The organism is Streptomyces sp. NPDC031121 (genome assembly GCF_055570615.1).
This window is the reverse complement of record NZ_JBVIGV010000007.1, coordinates 68,376-88,585: the sequence shown is the minus strand read 5'-3', so window position 1 is coordinate 88,585 and position 20,210 is coordinate 68,376. Positions and strand designations below refer to the sequence as shown.

21 protein-coding genes and 1 pseudogene are annotated in these 20,210 nt (G+C 75.2%); 11 read left to right on the top strand and 11 right to left on the bottom strand.

Going from position 1 to position 20,210, the window contains the following annotated elements; all coding sequences use genetic code 11:
• From ACZ462_RS14515 to ACZ462_RS14500, 4 genes are all read right to left on the bottom strand, one after another.
• Window positions 1–249: a gas vesicle protein GvpG gene (locus ACZ462_RS14515; protein ID WP_467807945.1), complete on the bottom strand. Its 249-nt coding sequence runs from the start codon at window positions 247–249 to the stop codon at window positions 1–3.
• Between the two features lie 62 nt (window positions 250–311).
• The gene (locus tag ACZ462_RS14510; RefSeq protein ID WP_467807944.1) at window positions 312–1,034 is read right to left on the bottom strand and encodes a GvpL/GvpF family gas vesicle protein; all 723 of its coding nucleotides are present in this window, start codon (window positions 1,032–1,034) and stop codon (window positions 312–314) included.
• A gap of 3 nt (window positions 1,035–1,037) precedes the next feature.
• A complete protein-coding gene (locus tag ACZ462_RS14505) occupies window positions 1,038–1,520 on the bottom strand; it encodes a gas vesicle structural protein GvpA (RefSeq protein WP_467807942.1) in 483 nt (160 codons plus the stop codon).
• A 26-nt stretch (window positions 1,521–1,546) separates the two neighbouring features.
• The gene (locus tag ACZ462_RS14500; protein ID WP_467807941.1) at window positions 1,547–1,906 is read right to left on the bottom strand and encodes a gas vesicle protein GvpO; all 360 of its coding nucleotides are present in this window, start codon (window positions 1,904–1,906) and stop codon (window positions 1,547–1,549) included.
• 228 nt (window positions 1,907–2,134) lie between these two features.
• Between ACZ462_RS14500 and ACZ462_RS14495 the strand changes: the two genes are divergently transcribed.
• Together ACZ462_RS14495 and ACZ462_RS14490 are read left to right on the top strand one after the other, a co-directional pair.
• Entirely contained in the window at window positions 2,135–3,157 is a 1,023-nt protein-coding gene (locus ACZ462_RS14495; protein ID WP_467807940.1) for a histone protein, read from the top strand.
• A 4-nt stretch (window positions 3,158–3,161) separates the two neighbouring features.
• Window positions 3,162–4,256: an SRPBCC family protein gene (locus tag ACZ462_RS14490; RefSeq protein WP_467807938.1), complete on the top strand. Its 1,095-nt coding sequence runs from the start codon at window positions 3,162–3,164 to the stop codon at window positions 4,254–4,256.
• Window positions 4,257–4,334: 78 nt separating this feature from the next.
• Here ACZ462_RS14490 and ACZ462_RS14485 read toward each other — a convergent pair whose 3' ends face one another.
• The 3 genes and pseudogenes from ACZ462_RS14485 to ACZ462_RS14475 form a co-directional block, all read right to left on the bottom strand.
• On the bottom strand, window positions 4,335–4,508 hold the full coding sequence (locus ACZ462_RS14485) for a CsbD family protein (RefSeq protein WP_467807937.1): 174 nt from the start codon (window positions 4,506–4,508) through the stop codon (window positions 4,335–4,337).
• 90 nt (window positions 4,509–4,598) lie between these two features.
• Entirely contained in the window at window positions 4,599–5,438 is an 840-nt protein-coding gene (locus tag ACZ462_RS14480) for a class II glutamine amidotransferase (protein ID WP_467807935.1), read from the bottom strand.
• 707 nt (window positions 5,439–6,145) lie between these two features.
• Window positions 6,146–7,372 (bottom strand): annotated as a pseudogene (locus ACZ462_RS14475) (diacylglycerol/lipid kinase family protein); the annotation flags it as partial.
• 319 nt (window positions 7,373–7,691) lie between these two features.
• On the opposite strand from ACZ462_RS14475, the gene ACZ462_RS14470 reads away from it, so the two are divergent.
• The 3 genes from ACZ462_RS14470 (at window position 7,692) to ACZ462_RS14460 (ending at window position 12,330) form a co-directional block, all read left to right on the top strand.
• Complete coding sequence (locus ACZ462_RS14470) at window positions 7,692–10,328, top strand: winged helix-turn-helix domain-containing protein (RefSeq protein ID WP_467807933.1); 2,637 nt, start codon at window positions 7,692–7,694, stop codon at window positions 10,326–10,328.
• A gap of 57 nt (window positions 10,329–10,385) precedes the next feature.
• Window positions 10,386–11,804 (top strand): DUF2252 domain-containing protein, encoded by a 1,419-nt coding sequence (locus ACZ462_RS14465; RefSeq protein ID WP_467807932.1) that lies wholly within the window; start codon window positions 10,386–10,388, stop codon window positions 11,802–11,804.
• A 112-nt stretch (window positions 11,805–11,916) separates the two neighbouring features.
• Window positions 11,917–12,330 (top strand): SHOCT domain-containing protein, encoded by a 414-nt coding sequence (locus ACZ462_RS14460; RefSeq protein WP_467807930.1) that lies wholly within the window; start codon window positions 11,917–11,919, stop codon window positions 12,328–12,330.
• A gap of 76 nt (window positions 12,331–12,406) precedes the next feature.
• On the opposite strand, the gene ACZ462_RS14455 is transcribed toward ACZ462_RS14460, so the two are convergent.
• Together ACZ462_RS14455 and ACZ462_RS14450 are read right to left on the bottom strand one after the other, a co-directional pair.
• On the bottom strand, window positions 12,407–12,628 hold the full coding sequence (locus tag ACZ462_RS14455) for a hypothetical protein (protein ID WP_467807929.1): 222 nt from the start codon (window positions 12,626–12,628) through the stop codon (window positions 12,407–12,409).
• 187 nt (window positions 12,629–12,815) lie between these two features.
• Window positions 12,816–13,292, bottom strand: a complete 477-nt coding sequence (locus tag ACZ462_RS14450; protein WP_467807928.1) for a hemerythrin domain-containing protein — start codon at window positions 13,290–13,292, stop codon at window positions 12,816–12,818.
• Window positions 13,293–13,936: 644 nt separating this feature from the next.
• On the opposite strand from ACZ462_RS14450, the gene ACZ462_RS14445 reads away from it, so the two are divergent.
• Window positions 13,937–14,140 (top strand): hypothetical protein, encoded by a 204-nt coding sequence (locus ACZ462_RS14445; protein WP_467807926.1) that lies wholly within the window; start codon window positions 13,937–13,939, stop codon window positions 14,138–14,140.
• Complete coding sequence (locus ACZ462_RS14440) at window positions 14,137–14,673, top strand: DUF5709 domain-containing protein (RefSeq protein ID WP_467807925.1); 537 nt, start codon at window positions 14,137–14,139, stop codon at window positions 14,671–14,673. The genes ACZ462_RS14445 and ACZ462_RS14440 overlap by 4 nt, the downstream gene beginning before the upstream one ends.
• Before the next feature lie 36 nt (window positions 14,674–14,709).
• On the opposite strand, the gene ACZ462_RS14435 is transcribed toward ACZ462_RS14440, so the two are convergent.
• Window positions 14,710–15,582: an SDR family oxidoreductase gene (locus ACZ462_RS14435; RefSeq protein ID WP_467807996.1), complete on the bottom strand. Its 873-nt coding sequence runs from the start codon at window positions 15,580–15,582 to the stop codon at window positions 14,710–14,712.
• A gap of 220 nt (window positions 15,583–15,802) precedes the next feature.
• Between ACZ462_RS14435 and ACZ462_RS14430 the strand changes: the two genes are divergently transcribed.
• The 3 genes from ACZ462_RS14430 to ACZ462_RS14420 all read left to right on the top strand — a co-directional run bounded on the left by ACZ462_RS14430 (window position 15,803) and on the right by ACZ462_RS14420 (window position 17,649).
• Window positions 15,803–16,168: a hypothetical protein gene (locus tag ACZ462_RS14430; protein ID WP_467807923.1), complete on the top strand. Its 366-nt coding sequence runs from the start codon at window positions 15,803–15,805 to the stop codon at window positions 16,166–16,168.
• A gap of 128 nt (window positions 16,169–16,296) precedes the next feature.
• Window positions 16,297–16,620 (top strand): plasmid stabilization protein, encoded by a 324-nt coding sequence (locus ACZ462_RS14425; RefSeq protein ID WP_467807922.1) that lies wholly within the window; start codon window positions 16,297–16,299, stop codon window positions 16,618–16,620.
• A 12-nt stretch (window positions 16,621–16,632) separates the two neighbouring features.
• Complete coding sequence (locus ACZ462_RS14420; RefSeq protein ID WP_467807921.1) at window positions 16,633–17,649, top strand: DNA topoisomerase IB; 1,017 nt, start codon at window positions 16,633–16,635, stop codon at window positions 17,647–17,649.
• 28 nt (window positions 17,650–17,677) lie between these two features.
• On the opposite strand, the gene ACZ462_RS14415 is transcribed toward ACZ462_RS14420, so the two are convergent.
• Window positions 17,678–18,424 (bottom strand): SDR family oxidoreductase, encoded by a 747-nt coding sequence (locus tag ACZ462_RS14415; protein ID WP_467807995.1) that lies wholly within the window; start codon window positions 18,422–18,424, stop codon window positions 17,678–17,680.
• Between the two features lie 499 nt (window positions 18,425–18,923).
• Between ACZ462_RS14415 and ACZ462_RS14410 the strand changes: the two genes are divergently transcribed.
• Entirely contained in the window at window positions 18,924–20,192 is a 1,269-nt protein-coding gene (locus ACZ462_RS14410) for an MFS transporter (protein ID WP_467807993.1), read from the top strand.
• Window positions 20,193–20,210 lie beyond the last annotated feature (18 nt).

Sequence of the window (20,210 nt, the reverse complement as noted above, 5' to 3'; positions counted from 1 at the left end):
TCACGGGTTGCGGTGGTGGAACTCTTCGATCTCCATCAGGCGGTCCAGCAGGAACCGCTCCTGGACGTCGAAGGTCTCCTGGTCGATCTCTCCTTCGGCGAGCCGCCGCTCCAGCAGCCTGAGCTCGGCCCAGACGGGCGCCGGGTCGTAGTACTCGGCCTCGGCCTTGTCGGCCACCCGCTGCGCCACCCACACCACCGCGCGGGCGGGGAGCAGGGGGGCGGTGAACAGCTTTCCGATCAGGCCCATGGCTCCTCCTCTCGGGCACGGCCGGCCGGGCCGCCTGCGCCCGGGTCCCCGGGCGGGCGGGGCTACGCCACGAAGCTGTACGGAGGCAGCGGGCCGGCCACGCGGATCTCCACCCCGGTCCCACCGTCCGCCACGAGGTCGGCGTGCGCGACCTGGAGGGCGCCCTCGCCCTCGGCGCCACGGGCCACCAGCAGGGAGAGGTTGAGGAAGTCCTCGCCGGTGGGTGTGTGCGCGACGTGTTCGCGGGCCAGCGGCACCAGCGTGTCGATGATCCCGGCCGCCGCCTCGGAGTGCCGCTGCTGCACCTCGTCGGCGACGAACTGGCCGAGTTCGAGGGCCAGCCGCGGGTCGTCGGTGCCGGCGCCGATCTGCTCGTTGAGGCTGCGGGCCGAGGGCGATTCCTCCAGGATCCGGCGGAGGATGTGCTCCTCGTCCCAGGAGGCCTTGACGTTGTACTCGGCGCAGCCGCGGACGCGCTCCAGCGCGCCGAGGTAGAGGTCCGCCTGCTCCTTGAGCACCTGGCGTACGGCGTCGTCGTCGGGGGCAGTGTAGCCGAACTGGAGGGGCAGCTGCGTCCCGTCCTCCAGAAGGCGGTCCTGGACCGCCTGGTGGGCGACGAGGTCGCGGCGGCGGGGGCTGATCTCCTCGTTCACGTCGCTGACCACGGCCTTGAGGTCCCCGGCCGGTACGGTCCGCAGGGGCGCGGCCGCGGCGCCGACTCCGGTGGCGCCGTCGAGGCGGCAGGGGTGGTCGCTCAGCGTGACGGCGTAGACGTAGACGGGCATGGGTCACTCCCTCTCCCGGCGGACCGGGCGCCGGGCCGGCCGCCGGCGGCGCGGGGCCTCCTCTTCCGCGTACTCCTCCTCGGCCTGGTCCTCGTCCTCGTCCTTGGCCTTCCTGCCCTTGCCGCCGCCGGAGAGGGAGTCCGTCACGGCTTCCACGGCGCCGCTCAGGGCGCCCTTGGCCTTTCCGTGGCCGCCGCTCTCCATCATGTTGTCGACGAGTTCGGGCAGTTGCGCGGGCGCGCGGCGTCCCGCCTCCAGATCGAGCCGGTTGCAGGCCTCGGCGAAGCGGAGGTAGGTGTCGACACTGGCGACCACGATCCGCGCGTCGATCTTGAGCAGTTCGATGCCCACGAGCGAGATCCGCACGAAGACGTCGATGACCAGGCCCCGGTCGAGGATCAGCTCCAGAACGTCGTAGAGGCTGCTCGTGCCGCCGCCTCCGGCGCGGTTGACGCCTGTGCCCGTTCCCTGCGGCATCATCGTCATGGTGCTTCCCTTCCCGGCCGCCGCGGTCAGCGGGGCCGGTCGATCATGCCCCGGCTGTACCTCCGGGTCCGTTCGTACGAGATCAGTTCGCCCTCCTCGTCGAGAGCCACCCGGTAGCTGGCCATCACGCTGGTGGTGTCGGGGATTCGCGGCAGTTCCACGACCTCCACGACGGCCTCCCAGCCCTCTTCCGTCGGCTTCAGCGCGGAAACCGAGTCGGGGTGGCGGCCCAGCAGCTCGGACAGCTGCTCCATGGCGGCCCGGAGCACCCAGGCCGCCCCCGCCCGGCGGGCGGGAGCCCGGCGCGCCGGCTTGGCGGCGGGCCGCGCTTCCCCGTCGTCCTGCACGGGGCGGCGCCGTCGGGGGGCGGGTTCTGGCGCGGTCATGGGCTCCCCTCGAACGTCGTCTCCGTCGTTGCACGGCCCCTCCCCCGGTCGGCGCGCCGCACACCTTCCACTATGGATTTTTTTCGCATAACAGTGCATATCGGGCGCCAGTGTGAGCAGGCCTGTAGGTATCGCGGACCACCGGGCCCCAGGGCCGTCCGCGGGCACCGCACCTCGGAGCCCAGGGCCCAGGCCACCCCCCCCACCACCTCCGGAAGGACAGGGCTGATGCAGGACACGAGCAAGATCGCCCTGGCAGCCGCCATAGCGGGAGGCTACGTACTGGGCCGGGCGAAGAAGGGCCGCATGGCCCTGTCGCTGGCCACGTACCTGGCCGGACGCAGATTCGGGCTGCAGCCGGGCCAGTTGATGACGCAGGGACTGCGTGCTCTCAACGAGCTGCCCCAGGTCGCCGAACTGCGCGAGCAGGTGCGCGGCGAAGCCCTCCAGGCGGGCCGCAAGGCCCTCACCGCGGCCGCCAACCGGCAGATCGCCGACCTCGCCGACACCCTCCACCAGCGCACCCTCGACCTCACCCGCGGACCGGCGCGAGGCAGGGAGGACGCAGAAGCGGAGGGCGAGGACGAAGAGTACGAGGAGTACGAGGACGAGGCGCCCGAGGAGGAGCCCTACGACGGCGAGGAAGAGGACGAGGAGGCGTACGAGGAGGGCCGCGGGGCCGAGCCCGAAGCGGAGGAGGAGGAAGAGGAGGAGGAGCCGGAGGAAGAAGAGGAAGAAGAGGAGGAGGCAGAGGAGCCGGAGGAGGAAGAGGAAGAGGAGCCGCGCCCCGCGCGTGCCGCCTCCCGGACCCGCCGGACGCCCGCCGAGCCCTCGAAACGCGCCACCCCGTCCCGCGCCAAGCCCCCGGCGAAGAAGGCCGCGTCCCGCGCCGAGCCCGCCAAGAAGGCCGCCCCCCGGAGCAAGCCGGCCGAGAAGGCCGCCCCGGCGGCCCGGAAGTCCGCCGCCGCGGACCGCAGCGGCTCCGGCTCCGGTGGCCGTAAGGGCACCGCGAAGAAGGCCGCCGCGACTCCGCCCGCCCGGAAGGCGGCCAAGAAGGCACCTCCGGCCAAGAAGGCGGCACCGGCCAGGAAGACGGCCCCTGCGAAGAAGACCGCGGCGAAGAAGACAGCGGCCAAGAAGACCGCGTCCCGTCCGCCGGCCCGCGGCGGCGGCTCCGGCAGCGCCAAGAAGGCCTCGTCGGCGAAGAAGGCGAAGAAGGCGTCGGCCCGCAAGCCGTCGACGCGGAGGTAACACGATGGCCACCACCGACCGGGCCGACCGGGCCCCTTCCGGAGAATCCCCGTCCCCCGTCAACCAGCTCCTCGACCAACTCGCCGGCTACCTCTCCGCGCAGGCCGGCCAACTCGCCGACAAGGCCGGGGACAAACTCGGCGACCTGACCGACCAGCTGGAGGACGCGGCGCAGAACGGGGGCTCCCTCGCCGACATAGGCGGCCGCATCCTCAAGGGCGACTCGCCGCTCAAGGCCGCCGTCGGCGGCTCTCTCGGCGGCCTGAAGGACAAGGTCAAGGAGGTCGGCGGCGGACTGCTGGGCGGCGGCAAGGGCAAGGGCCGCAAGAGCGGTTCCAAGCCGACCCACATCACGGAGACCGTGGACATCGGCCTCCCCGTCCGCACCGTGTACGACCACTGGACCCAGTACGAGAAGTTCAGCTCCTTCGCCAAGGGCGTCCGCAGTGTCTCCCAGGGCGCCGACACCACCAGTGACTGGAAGGTCAAGGTGGGTCCTTCCACGCGCAGTTGGAAGGCCACCGTGCAGGAGCAGGTGCCGGACGAGCGGATCGTGTGGACGTCCGAGGGCGCCAAGGGCACCACGCGGGGCTGCGTGAGCTTCCACGAGCTGGCCCCGTCCCTCACCCGCATCGTCCTCGTCGTCGAGTACTACCCGGCCGGCCTGTTCGAGAAGACCGGCAACCTCTGGCGGGCCCAGGGCCGCCGCCTGCGCCTCGACCTGAAGCACTTCGTCCGCTACGTGACGCTGACGGACGAGGAGCCCGAGGGCTGGCGCGGCGAGATCCAGGACGGCGAGGTCGTGCGCAGCCACGAGGAGGCCGTCGAGGAGGAGGAGTCCGCCGAAGGGGAGGGCGGTGAGGAGCCGGAGGACGAGGAGTATCCGGAGGGCGAGGAAGAGGGCGAGGAGTACGCCGACGAGGAGGCGCCCGAGGACGAGGAGTACGAGGACGCGTACGAGGACGAGGACGAAGCCGGCCCCGAGGACGAGGAACCAGAGGACGGGGACGAGGACGAGGGCGCGTACGAGGACGCCGACGAGGAGGAAGAGGAGGAAGAAGAGGAGGAGCCGCAGCCGCGCCGCCGCGCCCGCCGGTGAGCGCGGCCGCGGCCGCATGCGCACAGGCAGCGGGGGCCGCCGTCCGGTGACGGCGGCCCCCGCTTGTCGGGTGGCCCGTCAGTGCTTGAGCGCGTCCTTGGCCTTCCGACCGGCCTGCTTGGCATCGGCAGCCGTCTGCTCCGCCCGCCCCTTCGCTTCGAGGCTCTCGTTGCCGACGGACTTGCCGGTGGCTTCCTTCACCTTGCCCTTGACGCTCTTGCCGACGTTCTTGGCCTTCTTGCCTGCGGCCATGCTCCGCTCACCTCCTGGTCGAGGAGCTTCACTGGCACGCGGATGCCCGGGACGGGCCCGGCCATGCACGGCGAAACCCGGATTTTTCGCTCACACGGGCAGCGGGGTGAAGGAGTGCATCTCGTCGTGCCCTTCCCGCACCACCCCGTAGCAGTGCTCGGGCACCTCGTTCCACGCGCCGGGAAGGTCGCCCAGCGGCTCCGAGACGATCAGCCGGGTCTCGTCCGACAGCTCCCGCAGGTACTCGAGGTCGGGGTGCAGCGCCCGCAGCGACTCCACGCGGGTGCTGTAGAACAGCGAGCGGGCGTCGCCCGCGCTGGCGTAGCGGAACGCCCACACGGCAGCGCCGTCGGTCACGGCGACGGTCATCTGCATGGGGGCGTCGATGCCGTGCTCGCGGCCGACCTTCTCGACGAAGCCGACCATGCGGGCCACCGCCCCGGGCGGGTCCTCCTCCAGGCCGAAGGTCAGGGCGAGGTAGAACATCGCCTCGGAGTCCGTGGTCCCCTCCATGTCGAGGTAGAGGTAGGGGTCGACGGCCATGCTCAGCTCGCGGCGCAGCCCGTGGAAGCCGGCGATGGAGCCGTTGTGCATCCACATCCAGCGGCCGTGGCGGAAGGGGTGGCAGTTCGTCTGCTGGACCGCCGTGCCGGTCGAGGCCCGGATGTGGGCGAAGCACAGGGGCGAGCGGACGTGATCGGCGATCTCGCGGAGGGTCCGGTTGTTCCAGGCGGGGCCGACGTCGCGGACGATCGCCGGGGTGCGGACGTCGGGCTCCTGGGTGTACCAGCCGATCCCGAAGCCGTCCCCGTTGGTCGTCTCGACGCCCAGCCGCGAGTGCAGGCTCTGGTCGATCAGTGAATGGGCCGGCTTGTACAGGAGCTGTTCCAGGAGGACGGGCGTCCCCGAGTAGGCGAGCCATCGGCACATGATCGACCATCCTTTCCCGCGGCGCCGGTGCGCCCTTCGACGGTGGGCCCGCGGCCGCCCCGGCGCATCACCCGCGCCGGGTGACGGCCGAAGGGCGTGCGGCCGGCCCGCGGAGTTCCGGCCGCCGGGCCCGGCCGTGGCCGGCCGGGCACGTCCTAATGGGACAGGCCCGCCTTGGCCGCGACGATGGCCGCGCCCAGCAGGACGGTCACCACCGCCGTGATGACCACCAGGCGCCGCGGCGCGCCCGCCCGTACGGCGCCGAGGACCGCCCAGCCGACCTGGCCGGCCAGCGCCACCGCCATGGCGAACCAGGTCGTCGCCGTGGTGTCGAAACCGAGCAGCGGACTGACGGCGACGGCCGCCGCCGGCGGCAGCGCGGCGTCGATCAGCGGTCTTTCGTCCCGGCAGACGGTACGGAACTCGTGCCAGGTCAGCGGCTCGTTCGCGAGGGACGCCCCGAAGAGGCGGGCGTAGACGTGGGCCGCCCAGAAGACCACTCCGGTGGCCAGTAGCAGCACGATCAGATGGAGGCGGGGGAAGGGGCCGCCGACACCGGAGCCGACCACGACCGACGCGGCGAGCAGCGACCCGTACACGGCACCGCTGTAGTCGAACCGCGGCCGTTCGCCCGTGCCGTACCGGTGCCAGCGGCGGCGCCCTCCCGGGTGGTCCGGCTCGCCGCCCTGCACCGGTTGGCCGCCGGTGGCGGCTCGGCCCATGGTCCGGGCCAGTCTGCGGACTTCGGCCCAGTTGAGGGGCACTCCGGCGCGGTTGCCGGGGCGGCGGCGCGGCACCAGGACGCGCAGGGCGCCCGGCTCGATCCGGCAGCGCACCGGCGTGGGCAGCGTCAGGGACTCGCCGTCGATGCCGGCGCTGATGTGCGGGGCGTCCGCGTCGACGACGACCTCCCGGGCGTCGAGCGCGACCAGCCCGGTGGAGCGGCGGCCGCGCAGGATGCCGGCCGCCTGGGCGGCGCCGGCGACCTTCACGCCGAACACCCCGAGGGTGCCGGCGTCCAGGCGGGCGCGCCGGCCGAGGCCCGCCGGGTCGCCGGCGCCGTAGGGGTTGTTGCTGACCAGCACCGCCTGCGGGTCCTCGACGGTGGTGCCGTCGGCGCTCACCGTGAGCCGGGGCCCGGTCTGCCGGGCCAGGAGGTCGGGGAGGAGCTCCAGGGTCGTGCGCATCTTGTCGTCGCGGTAGGCGGGGCTCCGGACGATTTCGGCGTACGTGCCGAAGGACGCGGTGTTGACGAAGGGGCGCTCGCCGACGCGTCCGAGGTCGACCCGGAGTTCGACGCCGTCGGTGAGGGCGTCCAGGCAGGCCGCCGGGTCCGTGCGGTCCAGGCCGAGGTCCATCGCGAAGTGGTTGCGGGTGCCGGCGCTGATCACCAGGAACGGCAGGTCGTGTTCGGCGGCGACGGCGGCGACGAGCGCCTGGGTGCCGTCGCCCCCGGCGACGCCGAGCAGGTCGGCCCCGCGGGCGACCGCGCCGCGGGCGAGGGCGGCGACGTCCAGCGGTTCGGGCCCCTCCAGGAGCACGACCTCGGCGCCGAGTTTCTCCGCCTTCTCCTTCAGGTGGAAGGCGCCGACCTTCCCCCCGCCGGAACGGGGGTTCATGATCAGGAAGGGTCGTGCGGGCCGGGCCGCCGGATGCTCCGGCATGCGGGCGCGGGCCTCGTCCGCCAGGGCCGACCGCCCGGTTGCCACGGCCGCCAGCCACAGGGCCGCCGAGCACAGGACGACCCAGAGCAGCCCCGAGTGCACGTACGAGACCACGAGCAGGACGGGCACCGCCGCGGCGGCCGCGAGCGCGAGCCAGCGCACCGGCCCGCGGTGGGCGAGCACGAGCCAGACGGCGGCCGCCGTGGCGGCCACCCCGACCAGCCCCGCCGCGACCAGCAGGATGCTGCGGTAGCCGGCGAACAGCAGCATGACCAGCAGCGCCGCCGCCCCGGACAGCAGGGCGAGGCGCGCCTTGGCTTGGGTGCTCACGTGGTCGACCTCCGCGCCGTCGGGCGTACGGGACGTGGAGCCCATTGGCGGTCCGGACGGGCCGGCGCGCATCCCCCGTGCCGGGCGAAGAGCGCTGCGTGGCGATCAAGGGCACGGGGCGTGAGCATGGAGAGGCCGGTGCCCGGGGGCTCCGCCCGCCGCCGAACAGCGGCTCCGGCGGCCGGAGCGGACACGATCGGAGGGTCGTGCACGGACAGGACCGCGACCGCGGTGAGCCGCCTCCACGGAGTTGGAGCCTATGACCGTCTCTCTCGTGCGCGCCCCCGTCCTGGGTGCGAAGTTCGCCCTGCCGGGTCCGCCGCCCGGCCTGGTGCGCCGGCAGCGGCTGACCGGGCTGCTCGACCGCGGTGCGCAGGGACCCCTCACGCTGGTCACGGCGGCTGCCGGCAGCGGCAAGACCGCGCTGGTCGCCTCCTGGGCTCGGTCGCGGGCGGCCTCCTCTCCTGTGGTGTGGCTGTCACTGGACGAGCAGGACACCCCGCACACCTTCTGGGCGCACGTCGTGGAGGGGCTCCGCCGCGGCGGTGCGCCCGTCGGCGGCCCCCTCTGCGGCGAGGGCGCGCACGGCGGCCGCGGCGACGGCCCCGATCCGGGCCTGCCGGTGCGGATCGCCGCCGCCCTCGAAGAGCTTCCGGCGCCGCTGGTGCTCGTCCTCGACGGCCTCGACCGGGTCCGCGGCCCGGACGCGGCCTCCGGGCTGCGCTTCGTCGTGGAACACGCCGGGCCCGCCTTCCGGCTCGTCGTCCTCGGCCGGTCCGAGCCGGCGCTGCCGCTGCACCGCTACCGGGTGGAGGGCCGGGTCGCCGAGATCGGCGGGCGGGACCTCGCCTTCACCCGCTCCGAGGCCGCCCGCCTGCTCCAGGCACCGGGCGGCCGCCCGCGCGACGAGCGCGTCGTCGACCTGCTGCTCGAACACACCGAGGGGTGGGCGGCCGGGCTGCGGCTGTGCGCCCTGGCCATGGAGCGGGCCGAGGACCCCCTCGCCTTCGCCGGCTCGGCGGCCGCCGCCCGGCAGGCCGTATCCGAGTACCTGCTGACGGAGGTGCTGGCCGTCCAGCCCGCCGCCTCCCGCGAGCTGCTGCTGCGCGCCGGCGTCCTGGGGCGGGTCCACCCCGGCCTCGCCGCCGCGCTGACCGGGCGCACCGACTGCGAGGCCGTCCTGCACGAGCTGGTGCGCCGCCACGCCTTCGTGGAACCCGTGGCCGGAACCCGGTGGTTCCGGGTCCACCCCCTGTTCGCGGCGGTGCTGCGCGGCCGGCTCCGCCGCCGGCAGCCGGCCCTGGAGGCCCTGCTGCACCGCCGGGCCGCACGCTGGTACGCGGCGCACTGCCGGACCGCGGAGGCGGTGGAGGAGGCCGCCGCGGGCGGCGAATGGGCGTACGCGGCGGCGCAGGCCGTCCGGCACCTCGCGGTGGTCCCGCTGCTCGCCGGCCTTCCCGCCGCCCCGCCGCCCGGGGCGCAGCCCTCCGCCGCCCCCGCCGCCGCGGCCCTCACCCGGATGCCCGAGCACACCCCCGGCGCCGCCGCGGGGCTGGTGGCCGCGGCCTGCCGCCTGGCCCGCCACGACGCGGCCGGCTGCCTGGCCCGGCTCCCCCGCGCCGAACGGGACCTGGTGCACGAGCCGGCCGCGGGACCGGCCGAGCTGCTCACCCTGGAGCTGCTGAGGCTGCTGTCCGCACCCGGCTCGGCCGCGGCGGAGCGGGCGGCGCGGCGCGTCGCGGAGCTCATGCCGCTGCTGCCGGAGGAGGAGCGGGCGCGGCATCCGGAGATCGAGCCGCTCCGCCTGTACGGGCGCGCCCGCGCCCTGCTGCGGGACGGCCGCGTGCCGGCGGCGCGGGAGGGCCTCGCCGAGGCGGTGCGGGCCTGCGGCGACGCGGCGCCGGCCCTGCTGCACCGCTGCCTGGGCCGGCTCGCGCTCGCCGACGCGGCGGCGGGCGCCCTGTCGGCCGCGGAGGAGCACGGCACGGCCTCCCTGGACGCCGCCGACCGGGGCGGCGTCCCCGAGGCGGACCGCTCCGGGGCCGCCTGGCTGGCGCTGGCCTCCGTGGCGGTCGAGCGGGGCGATCTGCGGAGCGCGGCGGCCCACCTGGACCGCGGCGCCGGCCACGCCGACATCCTGCACGACCCCGTCCTGGCGGCGGAGCACTCCGTCCTGCGGGCGCAGCTGGAGATTGCCGGCGGCCGCTGGCACGCGGCCCTGGCCGTCCTGGACGCACCGCGGCAGCCCGGCCCGCCGGGCGCGGCCGCCCGGCTCTCGGTCGCGCAGGCGAGCGCCGCGCTGGCCCGCGGCGACCGCGACGCGGCGCTCACCGCGCTGCGGGCCGTCCCCGAGTCGCTGCCCGCGCGTACGGTGCTCCTCGCCCAGGCCCACCTGGCCGCCGGGCAGTCCGCGCAGGCCCTGCGGCTGATAGCCCAAGCCGAGGGCTCGGCGGAGGCCACGCTTCTGGACCGGGTGCGGCTCACCCTGCTCCGCGCCCACTGCGCCCTGCTGGACGGCGACGAGGCCGGGGCCCGCGACCGGCTCCTGCACGCCCTGGACACCGCCCGTCCGGAGCTGCTCCGGCGGCCCTTCGCGGAGGCCGGCCCCTGGCTGCGGCACCTCGCGGGCGGCCTCAACGGGCACAGCGGCGCCTACGAGTGGGTCACGGCCGTCGCACCACGCACCGCGGACGGCATGCCGGTCGAGGAGCTCAGCCCGCGCGAGAAGGAGGTGCTGGCCCTGGTGGCGCGGATGATGTCGACCGAGGAGGTCGCCGCAGAGCTCCGGCTGTCCGCGAACACCGTGAAGACCCACATGCGCGGCATCTTCCGCAAGCTGGGCGTCTCACGGCGCCGCGACGCCGTGGAGCGCGCCCGCGACCTGCACGTCATCTGAACCCCGTGCACCCGGCCCGGCGCCCCGGCCGGCCGCGGGCCGAGAGGAGGCACCGCCGTGACGAGGTCCCTCAGTGCCGGAGGGGGAAGCCCGGTCGCGCTCACTCCGTCGGAGCGCGCGGAGCGCGGCAAGGCGGCGCGCACCAGCGTGCGCCGCTCGGAGCAGGCCCGGTTCGAGCCCGGCCCGGACCGGCCCGACCCGGTGGGGATCCTGCTGGAGCAGGAGGCGGCCCGGGTGCCCGAACTGGTCCCGATCCGCCGCGGCCGCATGCTGGAGTCGCCGTTCCGCTTCTACCGGGGGGCGGCCGCTGTGATGGCGCACGACCTCGGGACGGCGCCCCACACGGGGCTGGAGGTGCAGCTGTGCGGCGACGCGCACCTGCTGAACTTCGGCCTGTTCGCCTCGCCCGAGAGGTCCCTCGTCTTCGACGTGAACGACTTCGACGAGACCCACCCCGGGCCGTTCGAATGGGACGTCAAACGGCTCGCCGCCAGTTTCGCCGCGGCCGGCCGGGAGAACGGCTTCGACGCCGCCGAGCGGGCCGCCGTCGTCCTCGACGCGGTCTCCGCGTACCGCCTGCGGATGCAGGACTTCTCCGGCATGCGCGTCCTGGACATCTGGTACGCGCGGGACGACTCCGCGGACCTGCGCGCGATGGCCGCCCAGGGCGGCGGGGCCATGCTGGCCCGCGCGGACAAGGTCTTCGCCAAGGCCCGCACCCGCGACCACATGCGGGCGTTCTCCAAGCTCACCCGCCGCGTCGGCGGGCGGCTGCGCATCACCCCGGACCCGCCGCTCGTCGTGCCCCTGACGGAGCTGCTGGACGGGTCCGGCCCGACGGACCTGGACACCGGGCTGCGCCGGCTCGTCGACACGTACGCGCAGAGCCTCGCGCCCGAACTGCGCACGCTGGTCGAGCGGTTCCAGGTCGTCGACATGGCGCGCAAGGTGGTCGGGGTCGGCAGTGTCGGCACCCGCTGCTGGATCTTCCTGCTGCTCGGCCGGGACGAGGGCGACCCGCTGCTGCTCCAGGCCAAGGAGGCCGGCCCGTCCGTGCTCGCCCCGTACACCGCGCCGTCCGCGTACGACAACCAGGGGCAGCGGGTCGTGGCCGGGCAGCGGGTGATGCAGGCCGTCGGCGACATCTTCCTCGGCTGGGAGCGCCTGACGGGCCTCGACGGCCGGGAGCGCGACTTCTACGTGCGCCAGCTCCTGGACTGGAAGGGCTCCGCGACGACGGAGGGGATGGCCCCGGCGGGCATGCGACTCCTCGCCCGGGTGTGCGGCCGCTCGCTGGCCCGGGCCCACGCCCGCTCCGGCGACCCGATCGCGATCGCCTCCTACCTGGGCTCGGCCGACACGTTCGACCGGGCGGTCGCGGATTTCGCGGAGTCGTACGCCGACCAGAACGAGCGGGACTTCGCGGCGCTCGCGGACGCCGCACGCACGGGACGCGTCACGACAGCGGAGGGCTGAGGCCGCCGCGCGTCCGCGCCGCGCGGGCCGGTTCACCCGCCAGGGGTGATCCGCGGCGGCGGCAGGAGCCGCAGAGTCGATCCCGTCCTCATCGCCCAGCTGGGAGGAAGCAATGGACGGTTCCGTGTCACTGGCGTACGACTACCCGGTCCTGGGGGTCTTCTGGACGACCATGTGGATCTTCCTGTGGATCATGTGGTTCTTCCTGCTCTTCCGCGTGATCAGCGACATCTTCCGCGACCACGACCTGGGCGGGTGGGGCAAGACCGCCTGGCTGGTCTTCGTGATCATCCTGCCGTTCCTCGGCGTCCTGGTGTACGTGATCGCCAGGGGCAGGAAGATGGGCCGGCGGGAGCTCCAGCAGGTGCAGGAGCAGCAGGAGGCCATGGACGACTACATCCGGCGCACGGCCGGGAAGTCCGGCACCAGCGAGGTGGACCAGCTGGCGAAGCTCTCGGAGATCCGCGCCCGCGGCGACATCTCCGAGGAGGAGTTCCAGCGCGCCAAGCAGCGCATCCTGCAGTGACCCGCGCCGGTCCCGCGCCGGGCGGGCGCACGCGCACCCCGCGGGCTCCGGCAACGCGTGGCAGGCGCCGCCGCGGCTACCACTCGGGGTGCACCTCGTAGCTGTCGTAGCGGCGGCCGTCGGGGCCGGCCCACGGCCGGAAGCGGCCGGGGCCGGTGCCGCCGGCCGCGAACCGGACCGGCTCGCCCGTGTCGTCGGTGACGATGACCGCGCCGGTCTTCTCGGCGCTGCGCAGGGCGTGCGTCCAGTGTCGGCCGCGCCGCCCGGAGCGGTAGTCGGGGATCTTGCAGTCGGACATGGTGCGGCCTCCGTTCCGCGAGGCGGGGGGGCGGTGAAGGCGCTCGCGGGGAACATGTGGTGATACCCGGATCCGGCCCGGCCACACCCGCGGCGGCAGCCGCCGTGCGTACGGCTCCACGGCCCCGCCCGCCCGCCCGCGCGTGCGGGCGGGCGGGCGGGCGTGCGTGCGTGCGGGCGGCGAGCGGTCAGCGGCTGTCGGCGCTGGGCACGGTCAGGGGGTCGCGCGGGGCCTTCTCCTTCTCCGCCGCCATCCGCTCCCCCAGCTCCACCAGCCGGTTGCGGCCCATGGCCTTGCGGACGTCCGGGAACCAGTCCTTCTCCTCCTCCTCGACGTGGTGGCGGACGTTCTCCATGAGGACGCTCATCTTGGCCTTGAACCGCTCGTCGGAGGGGTCCATGTCCTTCAGCTCGGAGAGCATCCACACCACTGCGTGGTGCTCCTCGACGCTCTCCAGGACGTGGTCGGAGGTGTCCGGTGCCGCCTCCCGGGCGGCCGGATAGAAGATCTGCTCCTCGATCCAGGCGTGGACGGTGAGTTCTTCGATCACGCTGTCGGCGATCTCCCGGCGCTCCTCCGTGTCCTCGTCGCCGGTCTTCTCGAAGCGCTTGAACAGCTTCTCGACGGTCTTGTGGTCCTCGCGCAGCAGCACGATCGCATCCATGGGGCTTTCCTTTCCGGTCGTATCCGGCCCTACCGAACCAACGGAACGCCTGCCGCCCATACCCGCACGGCGGCGGCTCAGCCGCGGCTGCGCCACCGGGTTCCGGCGGGCGGGCCGCGACGAGCGGTCACCGTACGCGGGCAGGGGCCGGACAGGGCGCGGCCGGCTCCGCGCGGCGGGGCGTTTCGCCCGCGGGACGTCCCTGCCGTCCGGCATGCGGCCGAGCAGGGGTGCGCCACGGGCGGTTTGCGCCGCCGGCTGCGGGAAAGACGCCCGGTGCGCCGCGGCGCCCACCGGCAACGGCATCTCCCGGAGCCTTCGGCGGGCGGCCTCGGCGCCGCACAGGCGACGAGGCGGCACAGGCGGCAAGGCCACGCCGCATCCGCACCCGCGGCTGCGGCCTTCCCGGTGCCGGCCGGGCTCCCTGCCCCGACCCCCGGCCGGCACCGCGTCCCCCGCCGGGGACGCCGTATCGGACCTGGGCGGCCCCTGCGGGCTGCCGGGTCCGATCGGCCTGTCCGAACGGGTGAAACACGCAGCTGAGGCACATGGGCGCCGCCCTGCGGGGAAGACGCGCATACCCACCGGGCGGCCGTCGCGCCGCCGCAGGGAATCTGCCGAGCCGAGCGGAGGAGTGGTTCACGATGGTGTCGAGGACGAGCAGTCGGGGCGGCCCCGCCGCCCGCCCCGCGGACGGGGCTCCCCGGGGGCCGTGGCAGGACTTCGACAGGGTCATGCAGAAGATGCTCGGCCTGCTGGAGGCCGGGACGGGCCCGGCGCGGACGAGGCCGGCCGGAGCCGGCAGCGGCGCCGCACCGGCGGACACCCCGACAGGAGGCGGAGCATGAGCGCGAGCGAATCGCAGGGCAACGGCGTCTACCAGCCGCCGGCGGAGGCGGAGCCCGGCGAGTGGCAGCCGGACATGGAGAACGCCCTGGACGAACCCGACCTGGACGACACGCTCGACACCGGCTACTCGCCGCCCGACCGCCCGAGGGCGGTCACCCGGCACGGCACGACCGCCGGCGAGCAGCGCGAGGGGGAGACGCTGGACCAGCGGCTCGCCCAGGAGGAGCCGGAACCGGACCCCTCCGCGGAGGCGGGCGGCGGGTCGGAGGCGAGCCCGGGCGAGGACCTCGCCGAGCCCGCCGGCACCGGCGGCGGGGACCGCGGCGAGGACGTCACGGCCGATCCGGGCGGCGACCGCTCCACGGCGGGCCGCGAGCGCGCCGGGCGGATGACCGCCTCCGACGAGCAGATGCCGGTGCGGCACATCTCCGTCGTGGCCCGGGACACCGGGATCGACGGCGGGGCCGCCTCCGCGGAGGAGGCGGCCGTGCACGTCATCGAGACGGAGGATGAAGGACCGGGCGGAGCCTGAGGGACGCGGCCGACGGGCGGGCGGGGCCGCTGCCGCTCAGGGCAGCGGCGTCCCGCCCGTCGCGTTCAGGACCTCGGCGGTGATGTAGCTCGCCCGGGACGAGGCCAGGAACACGTACGCGGGGGCCATCTCGGCCGGCTGCGCCGGCCGCCCCAGGGGGCTCTGCTTCCCGAACTCCTGCGGGTCCGGCATCGTCGCCGGGATCAGCGGGGTCCAGACCGGTCCCGGCGCGACCGCGTTGACGCGGATCCCGTCCTCCGCGAGCATCTGCGCCAGCCCCTGCGTGAAGGTGACGATCGCCCCCTTGGTCATGGCGTAGTCCAGCAGCGGCGGGCTCGGCTTGTAGGCCTGCACGGACGCGGTGTTGATGATGCTGGCACCGGCCGACATGTGCGGCAGGGCCATCTTGCACAGCCAGAACATGGCGTACAGGTTGGTGCGCACCACCCGGTCGAACTGCTCGGTGCTGATGTGGGAGATGCCCTCCGGCTGGGCCATCTGGTAGGCGGCGTTGTTGACCAGGATGTCGATGCGCCCGAACTCCGCGGCCGCGTGCGCGATGACGGCGGCGCAGGCCTCCTCCTCCCTCAGGTCGCAGGGCACCGCCACCGCCCGGCGGCCGGCGGCCTCCACCAGGCGCATCGTCGTGTCGGCGTCCTCGGCCTCCTCCGGGAGGTACGTGAACAGGACGTCGGCCCCTTCGCGGGCGAAGGCGAGCGCCACGGCGCGCCCGATCCCGGAGTCCCCTCCGGTGACGACGGCCTTCAGCCCGAGGAGCTGGCCGCTGCCGCGGTAGGAGTCCTCCCCGTGGTCGGGCCGGGGCTCCATCGCCCGGGTGTCGCCCGGCGGCTGCTGCTCCTGTGCCGGATAGTCGGGACGGGGGTACAGGGTCGTCGGGTCCGGGGCCACGCCGCCCCGGCCGGTCTCGGTGCCGGTGCTGGGGTTGGTGTCGGTCACGGGGTACTCCTCCTCCGGGCCGTGCGCCCGTGTCGGGAACGGAAACCACTCGGCCCCGCCTACCCGGCCCTTCGCCGCGGACACGCGGCACCCCCCGTACGGGGGGATTGGCCGTGGGCCGACGGGGCAGGCGGGTGGCCGAGGGGGGCCACGAGGCGAGGAGGATCGGCTCATGTCCACCAGCCCGAAGTCACACGTTCCGCACGGCGAGGGCCCGAGCCGGCACCAGGGCACCGAGCAGCACGGCTGGTCCGGCGACGTCGACGCGACGCACAAGCAGGAGAACCCGAGCGCCCGACGCTCCTTCGACTCCCCCGGCAAGCGCCGCAAGAGCGGGTCGAAGGCGGGCCCGGCCGACGAGGGAACCCCGGTCGAGTCCACCACCCGCCGCGGCGAGGACATGGCGGGCCAGGCCCAGGAGGGCCACCACGACCTGGGCCGGCGCGGCCGGTCCGGGCGCCCCAGCGGAGCCAAGGACGACTCGGCGTTCTCGGGCGTCCGCTCGCCGGACGCGCCGAAGACACAGCGCAAGGGCTAGGGGGCGTTGCGACAGTCCCGCACGGCGCCCGGCACGCCGAGAGCACGCACCGTGCACCGCGGGCAGCGCACAGGACTGTCGCACCCCCCGGGCGCACCCACACCCCACGGCACAGGAAGGAGCAGGCGATGCCCCGAGGATCGTCCCCGAAGCGGGAACGCCAGTACGAGCACATCAAGGAGTCCGCGCGGGACCGCGGCGAGTCGGAGAAGCGGGCCGAGGAGATCGCCGCGCGGACGGTGAACAAGGAGCGGGCGCGGTCCGGCGAGTCGAAGACCGCCAGCCGGTCCTCCACGCAGGACATGCCCTCGTCCCAGAGGGGCGGACAGCGCTCGCACAGCGGGGCGGGCGGCCCCACCAAGGAGCAGCTGTACAACGAGGCGAAGAAGAAGGGCATCAAGGGCCGCTCGCAGATGGACAAGGCCGAACTGCAGCGGGCCCTGGACCGCTGACCCGGCCGCCCCGTGACCAGACTGCGCACGAGCGACCCGCACCGGCCCGGCTGGCAGCGGGTGCGCCACGGCCGGGGGTTCCGCTACCTCGACGCCGACGGCGCCCCGCTCCCCGCCGGGGAGGGGGAGCGGATCCGCCGCCTGGCCATCCCGCCGGCGTGGACCGGCGTGTGGATCTGCCCCTGGCCGAACGGCCACATCCAGGCCGTCGGCCGGGACGCGGCGGGCCGCCGCCAGTACCTGTACCACGAGGCGTTCCGCGAGCGGCGCGACGCGGCAAAGCACGAGCACGTGCGCCGCGTCGCGCGGAGCCTGCCGCGGCTGAGGCAGGCCGTCGAGGAGGACCTCGCCGGACGCGGCCTCGGCCCGGACCGGGTCTTGGCCTGTGCTGCGCGCCTGCTGGACCTGGGCTTCTTCCGGATCGGCGGGGAGCGGTACGCCCGCGACAACGACAGCCGGGGCCTGACGACGCTGCTGCGCGAGCACGCCCGGTGCAGTCGCGGGGAGGTGTGCCTGGACTTCCCGGCCAAGTCCGGCCGCCACGTCGAGCGGACCCTGGTCGACGATGCGGCCCTGGCCGTCGTACGGGCGCTGCTGCGCCGCAGGGAGCCGGGCCCGCGGCTGTTCGCGTACCGGGAGGGCCGCACCTGGCACGGGGTGCGGGCTGCGGACCTGAACGCCTACCTGCGGGAGCGGGCCGGGCGGGACGTCACGGCCAAGGACTTCCGGACGTGGCACGCCACGGTCCTCGCCGCGGTCGCCCTCGCCGTGTCGGCCCCCACGGCCGACGGCTCGCAGGCCGTCCGCAGGCGGGCCGCGGCGCGGGCGGTGCGCGAAGTCAGCCACTACCTGGGCAACACCCCGGCGGTGTGCCGGGCCTCCTACATCGATCCGCTGGTCTTCGAGCGGTACGAGGACGGCGTCACCATCGCGCCGGCCCTGGGGCGGCTCGGCGAGGACGCCGACCTGGGCACGCCGGCCACCCGCGGCGCGGTCGAGCGGGCCGTCCTGCGCCTGCTCGGCGGCTGACCGGCGCGGCCGGCGGGGCCGGCGGCGCTCACGGCCAGGACGGCTCCCGGCGGGGTACGACGACCACCTCGGGGACCGCGCTGCCGCCCGGCACGGACAGCGCGTACATGACGGTGTCGGCGACGATGTCGGGGCTCTGGAGCATCGAGATGTCCGCGTCGGGGAAGCGGTCCGTGATGAACGCCGTCTCCATGCCGCCGGCGATGACGCCCGTCACGCCGATGCCCAGGCAGTCGCGCTGCGCCTCCTTGAAAAGGGTGTGGGTGAAGGCGCGCAGGCCCGTCTTGCTGGCCGCGTAGGGGCCGGCCTCCGTCCAGGTGCGGTTGGCGGCGGTGGAGAGGATGTTCACGATATGGCCGCCGCCGCGGGCCACCATGCGGCGGTACGCCTCCAGGCACAGGTACATCGGGCCCAGCAGGTTGGTGGACACCACCCGGGTGACCTCGTCCGCCGTGAGGTGCTCGGCGGACTTCGTGACGTCCACCGCGGCGCAGTTCACCAGGACGTGCAGTGCCTCGCCGGCGTCGTCGAGGGTGCGGAAGGCGTCCGCGGCCTGCGCCGGGTCCCGCACGTCGAGGTCCAGGTGGCGGGCCTGCCCGCCGCGGGCCGTGAGGTCCTCGCAGAGGTCCTCGGCGAGGTCGCGCCGTACGTCGGCCACGAGCACCCGGGCCCCCGCGTCCGCCAGCCGGCGGCAGATCGCGGCGCCCAGGCCGCGCGCCCCGCCGGTCACCAGTGCCTGCCTGCCGAGCAGGTCGAGGGGCGAGGAGCTGTCCATCGCGGTCACACGCCTTTCGTCGCGGTACACCGGCCGCCGGGCGCACGGGGGCGCAGCCCGGCGGTGTCTGCGCCTCCACTGTGCGGGGCGGGGGCGGGGCGGGCACGCCGGGCTGCGCCGCCCGTGCACCGGCCGGGCGCCCGGGGCCGGTGTGAGCAAACCCACCCGGGCCCCAACCGGCCTCTCCGACGGGCGGATTGGGGAGCCGGTGACGGCGGTCACGCCCCCCTCGGGGATCCGGTCTGCCAGCATGGGCCGAACGGGACGATTCCCTCGGTGCCCGCCCCGCGGCCGCCCGGTGCGGGCGCCGGCCGAGCCGAGACGCCGGATCCGCCCGTGACCCGTCCTGGCCCCGTTCCCCGGTACCGCTGTGTCTCCCTCTGCTTCCCCGGCGCGCTCCGCCGCGCCCTCCCCCGCCGCGACCGCCTCCGCGCCCGCTCCCGCGCCTTCCGCAGCGGTCCCCGACCGCTCGCCGTGGCGCGCCCTGCGCCACCGCGGGATGCGCTGGTGGGCCGCCGCCAACTTCGTCTCCAACGCGGGTACCTGGACCCAGCTGACGGTGCAGAACCTGCTGGTGCTCCAGATCACCGGCTCGGCCGCCCTCACCGGCCTGTCGGTGTCCCTCCAGGCGGCCCCCGGGCTGCTGCTCGGGCTGGCCGGCGGCTCCCTCGTCGACCGGTTCCCCCACAAGGCGACCGCCGCGGTCTGCCAGGCGCTGCTCGGCGTGGTCGCCTTCGCGACCTGCCTGCTCGTCGCCCTCGGCCTGCTGAACCTGCCGCTGCTCCTGGCGCTGGCCGTGGTCACGGGCGTCGTGGCGACCGTCGACGGGCCGGCCTGCGCGCTCCTCGGCAACGGCCTCGTCCCCGCGCGGGACGTGCCGTCCGCCATCGGCATCGGGTCGCTGGTGCACAGCGCGGGGCGGCTGGTCGGGGCGGCGCTGGCCGGGGTGACGGTCGCGGCGTTCGGGACGGCGGCCGCGTACGCGGTGAACGGGCTGTCCTTCCTCTTCGTGGCCTGCGTCATCCCGTTCCTGCGGCCGTCCCCGGGTGCGGAGCGGCCCGCCGCGGCGGCCGCGGGCGGGCCGTCCGAAGAAGGGGCGGAGCCCGCCGCGGGCATGCGGGCCGGGCTGCGGTACTTCTTCGGCCGGCGCCGGCTGGTCGCCCTCGCCGGCCTCAACGGCATCAGCGCCCTCTTCGGCCGGAACTACTCGCTGACGCTGGTGGTGCTCGTCACCGGCCCGCTCGCCGGGAACGCGGCGTCCTTCTCCGCGGTGTCCACGGTGCTCGCCGCGGGCGGCATCGTCGGCGCGGTCCTCGGGGCGCGGCTGCGGCTCCCCGGCGTCCGCCTCGTCGCCGGACTCACCGTGCTGGGGGCGCTCCTGCAGATCCTCGCGGGCCTGTCGCCGTCGCTGGCGGTGCTGCTGGTGCTGGTCCTGCCGATGGCCGTCGCCGAGTCCGTCGGCGACACCGCCCAGTCGACCCTGCTCCAGACCGACCCGCCGGCCCGGATGCGGGGGCGGGTGCTCGGCGCCTGGTCCACGGTGCGCACGGGCTGGGGGCTCGCCGCGCCGCCCCTGCTGGGCCTGCTGATGGAGCAGCTGGGGGTGCGGGCCGCGCTGGTCGCCGGCGGCCTCGTGATCGCGGCGGTCGTGGGCGCCGGCTGGCTGGCCCGCCACCGCAGCGCCCGGCGGGCCGCGCCGGTGACGCCGGTCCCGGCCGCGTGCCCCGCGCCGGCGGTCTCCCCGACGGCGGTGGCGGCGGCCGCCTGACTCCGGGCCCGGCCGGGC